Annotated in this window: 8 protein-coding genes and 1 pseudogene; 5 read left to right on the top strand and 4 right to left on the bottom strand. The window is 67.3% G+C overall.

The window, feature by feature from the left end:
• Nucleotides 1-127 (top strand): VOC family protein (locus A5714_RS25095; protein WP_369829423.1); only part of this gene is annotated, 127 nt, incomplete at its 5' end.
• Between the two features lie 9 nt (nucleotides 128-136).
• Here A5714_RS25095 and A5714_RS04755 read toward each other — a convergent pair.
• The 3 genes from A5714_RS04755 to A5714_RS25900 form a co-directional block, all read right to left on the bottom strand.
• The gene (locus tag A5714_RS04755; protein WP_068283238.1) at nucleotides 137-961 is read right to left on the bottom strand and encodes a hypothetical protein; all 825 of its coding nucleotides are present in this window, start codon (nucleotides 959-961) and stop codon (nucleotides 137-139) included.
• The gene (locus A5714_RS04750; RefSeq protein ID WP_068283235.1) at nucleotides 958-1554 is read right to left on the bottom strand and encodes a TetR/AcrR family transcriptional regulator; all 597 of its coding nucleotides are present in this window, start codon (nucleotides 1552-1554) and stop codon (nucleotides 958-960) included. The genes A5714_RS04755 and A5714_RS04750 overlap by 4 nt, the downstream gene beginning before the upstream one ends.
• A gap of 82 nt (nucleotides 1555-1636) precedes the next feature.
• Nucleotides 1637-1993 (bottom strand): hypothetical protein, encoded by a 357-nt coding sequence (locus A5714_RS25900; RefSeq protein WP_068283230.1) that lies wholly within the window; start codon nucleotides 1991-1993, stop codon nucleotides 1637-1639.
• A 180-nt stretch (nucleotides 1994-2173) separates the two neighbouring features.
• Between A5714_RS25900 and A5714_RS04740 the strand changes: the two genes are divergently transcribed.
• Together A5714_RS04740 and A5714_RS25085 are read left to right on the top strand one after the other, a co-directional pair.
• Entirely contained in the window at nucleotides 2174-2881 is a 708-nt protein-coding gene (locus tag A5714_RS04740; protein ID WP_068283227.1) for a GAF and ANTAR domain-containing protein, read from the top strand.
• 54 nt (nucleotides 2882-2935) lie between these two features.
• Nucleotides 2936-3316 (top strand): hypothetical protein, encoded by a 381-nt coding sequence (locus A5714_RS25085; RefSeq protein ID WP_082959566.1) that lies wholly within the window; start codon nucleotides 2936-2938, stop codon nucleotides 3314-3316.
• A gap of 6 nt (nucleotides 3317-3322) precedes the next feature.
• Here A5714_RS25085 and A5714_RS04735 read toward each other — a convergent pair whose 3' ends face one another.
• A complete protein-coding gene (locus A5714_RS04735; RefSeq protein ID WP_068283226.1) occupies nucleotides 3323-3931 on the bottom strand; it encodes a TetR/AcrR family transcriptional regulator in 609 nt (202 codons plus the stop codon).
• 82 nt (nucleotides 3932-4013) lie between these two features.
• On the opposite strand from A5714_RS04735, the gene A5714_RS04730 reads away from it, so the two are divergent.
• Both A5714_RS04730 and A5714_RS04725 read left to right on the top strand, forming a co-directional pair.
• Complete coding sequence (locus A5714_RS04730; protein ID WP_068283244.1) at nucleotides 4014-5186, top strand: SRPBCC family protein; 1173 nt, start codon at nucleotides 4014-4016, stop codon at nucleotides 5184-5186.
• A 188-nt stretch (nucleotides 5187-5374) separates the two neighbouring features.
• Nucleotides 5375-5786: pseudogene (locus tag A5714_RS04725) on the top strand (hypothetical protein); the annotation flags it as partial.

Here is a 5786-nt window from a genome sequence, read left to right as displayed (position 1 = left end):
GGTGGTGACGGAGCCGACGACGATGCCGTGGGGCAACCGCGCACTATTGTTCCGCGATCCCGATGGCAACCTCGTCAACCTGTTCACCCCCGTCACCGACCGGGCGCGGGCGAAGTTTGCGGTGTGAACGCCCGGCTCAGGGATGGGTGACGAGGTAGGTCTCGTTGCCCAAGTCCGCCGTCAGCTCGTCGACGTCGAAGGGGCGGTCGAGCCGCGCACGCAGCGCCTTGGCGCCGACCAGTAGGCCGATCTCCGGGGTCTGCCTCGCGACCAGCCGGCCGATCAACGGGTAGATGCGACGCATGACCACCCGCTCCGCGGCCGTGCACCGCGAGGCGCAATAGCCGACATGGCCGATCTCGTCGGTCAGTATTTCGTTGTAGAGCAATTCGATGCGCTCGGCGACCGCGGGTTCGTCGGCAAACAGCTCCCGACCGGCGCGGCGCAGTTCGTCGAACATGCGGCAACCGGCCATCTCCGCGGCGCCGACGAACAGGAAGCCGAGTCGTTGCGGTAGGAATACGCCCGTCTTGACGAATTGCCGCATGACGAACGGCGGCGGCACGACCTGAAACGTCAGGTCGAATGCGTCCAGGGCGTAGGCGAGCAGCCGGGTGTGATAGTGCTCTTCGAGTTCGAGGTAGACGTTCTCGGGCGGCAACTCCTCGTCGCTGTTGCGCCCGTAGGTTTCGCCGAGCCCGACACCGAACCGTTCGGCCTGGTTGAGTTTGGCGGTCGCCAGGAGGAACAGCATCTTGCGGTCCAGGCCGGGCTCGGGCCGCCGGCGCCGCAGGTTTCGCAGAAACGTCGCGCGGTCGGCGGGGTGCGCCGAGCGGATGGGGTGGCGTTCGAGTTCGTCGAAGAACCTCTCGCGGTTTTCAAGTCGCCTATTGAGAAGGTCGGCCGCGCCGTCCCGCTCGGCCAGAAAATCCCGGTAGCCCTCGATGCCGGTGCGGTTCATCGCTTCTCCATTCCCTTGACAACCGTTGTGACGTAACGACGCAGAAGCGCCGAGTCATGAGCCCCCGTGGACAGCAGCGCGAAAAGTCCGGTGAGGAAGAACGTCGCTAGTTCTTCCGCGTCCGCCGCGGCGACAACCTGGCCCTCGGCCTGTGCCCGCCGCAGGACTCCCACCAGGAACCGGAGGAGGGGGTGCTGCTCGAGCTCGACGTCGATCGGGTGTGTCGATGCGAAATGCAAGCCCAGCATATCTCTGAATATCGTTGCACCTAACCGCGTTTCGGCATCAAGCACCTGTCGCACCAGTTCGCAGAGCACCACGGTCACATCACCAGCGCCAGTGCCGAGCTCACTGACGATTCGGGCTTCCTCGTTGCGCTCCAACTCGGCCAGGACATGTTCCTTGGTGGGGAAGTGAAAGTAGAAGGTGCCTCGCACCACTCCCGCCTCGGCCGCGATGGCGCTCACATCCGCGGCCGCCAGGCCGCGCCGGGATATCTCGGCCAGCGCCGCTTCGAACAACCGCGCGCGCGTCTGCAGCCGCCGAGCCTCCCGCGCTCCGGCGCCCGCCACGGGTAGGCGCGATGACACCATCGCCGCACGGTATCGTAAGTTGCTGACGACCGTCAATGACGGGTGTCAGCTAAATCGCGGCCCGTCCCGGCCTCTCGCGGCGTTAGAGTGAGTCGTGCCCGGTGATGAAGACGCCGACACGCAGGGCGTGGTCGGACGGCGCGCCGCGGATCTGCAGACGCGTGAGCAGGCCCTCGCGCGGCGTGCGCGCGACATCTCCAGGCGCGAGCGGGTCGCCGACGAGCGCGAACGCGTCGCCGATGAACGCGACCGGATCGCCGACGATCGCGAGCTGGCGGCGGACGACCGGGAGCAGCGCGCGGACCAACGCGAGGGAGCGACGGCGCAACGCGAGCGCGAGCGGCTGCAGCGCCTCGACGAAAGCGCGCAGCGCCAGCGAGCCGCGGCGAAACGCGAAAACGCCGAGGTCCGTCGCGCGGTCGCGGAGACCCGTCGCCATTACGACGACCCTCCGGACGAAGCGGGAACCTGACCGCGCCGCGGTCGACTTGTCCGCGCGGCGAAGGGTGCGCCGCCGCCTCTTCGTTCGATGGCCAGGAATTTGCACGCCGGCGACTGTAAATTTGGGACCACTGGGTCGGGGCCGCATTGCTCATTCACCCGCACCGGGGGGTGCCGAATGCACGAGACTGACTCGAACGCCGACGTCTATCACCGAATCGCCGATGTCGCGCGGGACCTGCACGGTACTTCGCCCGGTGTCGCCGATTCCGTGGTCGAGCACATCGCGGAGTACGCGGTCGCGGAGGTTCCAGGCGCCCAGTACGCGGGAGTGACGCTGGTGACCGCGACGGCCGGCGTGCAGACCGCGGCGGCGACGCATCGATACCCGGCAATGCTGGATGCCATTCAACAGCTGCACCACGAGGGCCCGTGCCTGACCGCGCAGCAGCGTCACCGCACCGTACGTGTCGACGATCTCGCCGCCGAGGAACGCTGGCCGTCCTACCGGCGCGACGCGCTCAGCTACACGCCCATCCGGTCGGTCCTGGCGTTTCCCCTGTTCACCTCGGACCGCACCCGCGCCGCGCTCAACGTCTACGCCGATGCGCCGCATGCTTTCGCCGAAGAGGCCGCCGACATCGGGTACGTGCTGGCCACCCACGCCGCGCTCGCCTGGGACGCGGCCCGTCGCAGAGGCCAATTCCTGAGCGCGCTGGCGAGTAGGGACGTCATCGGGCAGGCCAAGGGCATCCTCATGACCCGTTTCGGCGTCGACGCGGTCCAGGCGTTCGAACTGCTCAAGCGCCTCTCCCAGGACCGCAACGTCAAACTGATCGATGTGGCGCGCGGCGTCGCGGAGCTGCCGCGCTCGCAGCACCTTTGAGGCGGTTCACCGAAAACGCTTGCCGGATCGTGTCGCACGGGAAATCCTTGGCAGATGGCGACGGTGAAGCGAACGCGACGGTGGGGTCGGCGGGCGACGAGCGCGTTGGTGTCCGGGGGGCTGGCGCTGGCAGCGCTCGGCGGTCCCGGCGCGCCGGCCCAGGCGGTCCCGGGTGCGCCCGTCGGCCATTGGTGCCCGGGAGAGCAGTGGGACCCGAGTTGGGGCAGCGTTTCCGACTGGGATTGGCATCAGTGCCACGACTGGCAGCGCCCGGGCGGCCCGTTCGGACCCGCGGGTGCCGGACAGTGGGGCCCGGCGCCGGTATGGGCGCCGCCGCGGCCCCCGCAGCCTACGTGGGCGCCCGGCGCCAACCTGATGTGGAACCCCTTGAACGGCTGGGGGTTCTGGAACAACGGGATTTGGACCCCGGCTTAGCCGTCCTCAGCGCTGCTGGACGGAATGGGCCCGCACCGACGGCGCGACCCAATCCGCAAGGAAGGCACGAAGTTTGGCCCCGGTGCGCGCCGGGCGCCCGGGATCGACGATGAGCGACTGCAGCATGCGCAGCATGACCTCGATCAGTTCGTCGAGCCGGTCGTCGGTGAAACCCGCTGCGTCCCAATCGACGTCGAACCGTCGCAGAATGGACCTGCCGAAGGTGACCGCGAGGTCCGAGGTGACCCCGGTCGTCAGGGCGCTGGCCTTGCCGGGCTGCAACACCAGGTTCAAATAGGAGTCGTGGGCGATCTGTTCCAGGGTGTAGGCGATGCCCTCCACGACGGCCTCGGTGGGGTCGGTGATCGAGCCCAGGTGAGCGGTGAGCCGATCGAGGAACCCGTCCACCGACGACAGCGCGGTGGCACCCAGTAGCGCCTCCTGGGTGGGGAAGTAGCGGTACACGGTCTGTCGCGTCACGCCCAGCGACTGCGCAACCTCGGACACGCTGACGGTGCCGCGCTGGTCGATGGCCGCGCGGGCGGCGCTGATGATCCGCGCGACCGCCTCCTCGTCGTCGGCGGGGATGTCCCCGGCCCAGCCGTGCCGTCGCATGCCGTGATCGTCGCACAGAGCGAACCTTGTCCTTGACAATACAGGCAAGCGCAAATGTATGGTCATCGTGCGAAGGGAGGCGATGGCCTTGACTGACACTGATCCGGTGAGCGGAACCGCCGAGGCGTTGACGCGGCGCGGCCTGCGTCATGCCTTGGACGGCACGACGGACCTGGCCGAGCGCGAGCTGAGGGTGCCGCTGCACTATTACAGCGACGCGAAGATCGCGGAACTCGAGAAATCGCAGATCTTGCGCCGCGTTCCGCTGGCGATCGTGCCGTCGGCGCAGCTGCCCAACAGCAACGACTACGTGGTGCGCTCGGTGCTGGGCGACTCGTTGTTGGTCACCCGAGACCGTTCGGGCGCCGGTCACGTCTTCCTCAACTACTGCCGCCACCGCGGCGCGATGCCCGCGTGCGGGACCGGAAACGCGTCGCGCTTCGTCTGCCCATACCACGCCTGGACGTACAAGAACACCGGCGAACTGTTCATGGTTCCTGGTCGGGCCGGCTTCGACTCGATGCGCACCGGCGACTACGGGTTGGTCGAGTTGCCGTCCGAGGAACGGCACGGCTTCATCTGGGCGACTCTGACCGCCGGGGCCGCCATCGACCTCGACGCACACTTGGGTGCGCTCGGCGCCGAGCTCGACCTGTGGGATTACCGGAGCTACGGCTACCACGGGGACCGTGAATTCTCCTCCGAGGTGTCCTGGAAGGGCGCGCTGGAAGCGTTCGCGGAGGGGTATCACTTCCCGTTTGTCCACGGACAGAGCCTGATCGGGCAGAACACCCTTGCCAACACGATGGTCTATGACGAGTTCGGCAAGCACCATCGAATTTGCTTCCCCTTCAACTGGATCACCAACCTCGAGGTCGATCCGGAGGCGCCGCACGAGCCGTTGGCGAACATGGGGGTGATCTACTGGGTCTATCCGAACCTGATCCTTGCCAACAGCCCCGTCGGCCTGGAGATCATCGACATGCTGCCCGACGGCGAGCCGACCCGTTGTACGGTCCGGCACAGTTGGATGGGCCGCATCCCCGCCACCGACGAAGCTACGAGGGCGGCCTACGACGCGGTCTTCGACGGGGTGCACGCCGCCGTTCGCGACGAGGACTTCGCGATGCTGCCCCAATGCGGCGAAGGGGTTCGGCATGGCCAGCACGACCACATGATCATCGGCCGCAATGAAATCGGCGTTCAGCACATGATCAAGGTCTTCGCCCAGGAGATGGGCGTGGCCTTGGGCTGACGTGGTCGCTCAGCCGGCCGCCGCAATGTCGGGCGCGTTGTATCCGCGCCGAAATCAATTTGCTGAGAAACCGATATTCGATGCTTAACGGCGATGCCTTCTCGTCGTCAGGTCCATTGCGGTCGAGGCGAATGATCTGCACCACAGAATTTGGTTGACGTTAATTACCCTTGCTAGCGTCCCCGGCCATGGTAGTGCTCGCAACGTTGATGTCGCTTGTCAATCAGGTCTCGGGGACGCCCTATATTGTGGGCGGGGATTCCCCGGCGGGGACCGATTGCTCGGGGCTGGTATCGTGGGTCGCCAACGCGGCGACGGACCGGCCGGTTTTCGGAAACAGGTTCAACACCGGGAACGAAGAGGCCGCCCTGCTGGCGCGCGGGTTCCAATACGGCACCGCCCCCAACGCGTTGGTGATCGGCTGGAACGGCGGCCACACGGCCGCAACGTTGCCGGACGGAACAGCGGTGTCCAGCGGGGAACGCGGCGGCGTCCACTTGGGCGGTCCGGGTGCCTACCAGGCGGGATTCACCCACCACATGTTTTTGCCGCTGGCGCCGGACGAGGGCGGGGCACCGCCCCCCGCCCCCGCGCCCCCGC

The organism is Mycobacterium sp. E2462, from assembly GCF_001672685.1.
Lineage (GTDB): Bacteria > Actinomycetota > Actinomycetes > Mycobacteriales > Mycobacteriaceae > Mycobacterium.
The sequence above is the reverse complement of the archived record's forward strand: the minus strand, read 5'-3'. Positions and strand labels throughout refer to the sequence as shown.

Coding starts and splice junctions, on each gene's coding strand:
- A5714_RS04735 (WP_068283226.1), bottom strand. CDS start 3,931: ATGCGACGGCACGGCTGGGCCGGGGACATCCCCGCCGACGACGAGGAG.
- A5714_RS04750 (WP_068283235.1), bottom strand. CDS start 1,554: ATGGTGTCATCGCGCCTACCCGTGGCGGGCGCCGGAGCGCGGGAGGCT.
- A5714_RS04740 (WP_068283227.1), top strand. CDS start 2,174: ATGCACGAGACTGACTCGAACGCCGACGTCTATCACCGAATCGCCGAT.
- A5714_RS04730 (WP_068283244.1), top strand. CDS start 4,014: ATGGCCTTGACTGACACTGATCCGGTGAGCGGAACCGCCGAGGCGTTG.
- A5714_RS25900 (WP_068283230.1), bottom strand. CDS start 1,993: ATGGCGACGGGTCTCCGCGACCGCGCGACGGACCTCGGCGTTTTCGCG.
- A5714_RS04755 (WP_068283238.1), bottom strand. CDS start 961: ATGAACCGCACCGGCATCGAGGGCTACCGGGATTTTCTGGCCGAGCGG.
- A5714_RS25085 (WP_082959566.1), top strand. CDS start 2,936: ATGGCGACGGTGAAGCGAACGCGACGGTGGGGTCGGCGGGCGACGAGC.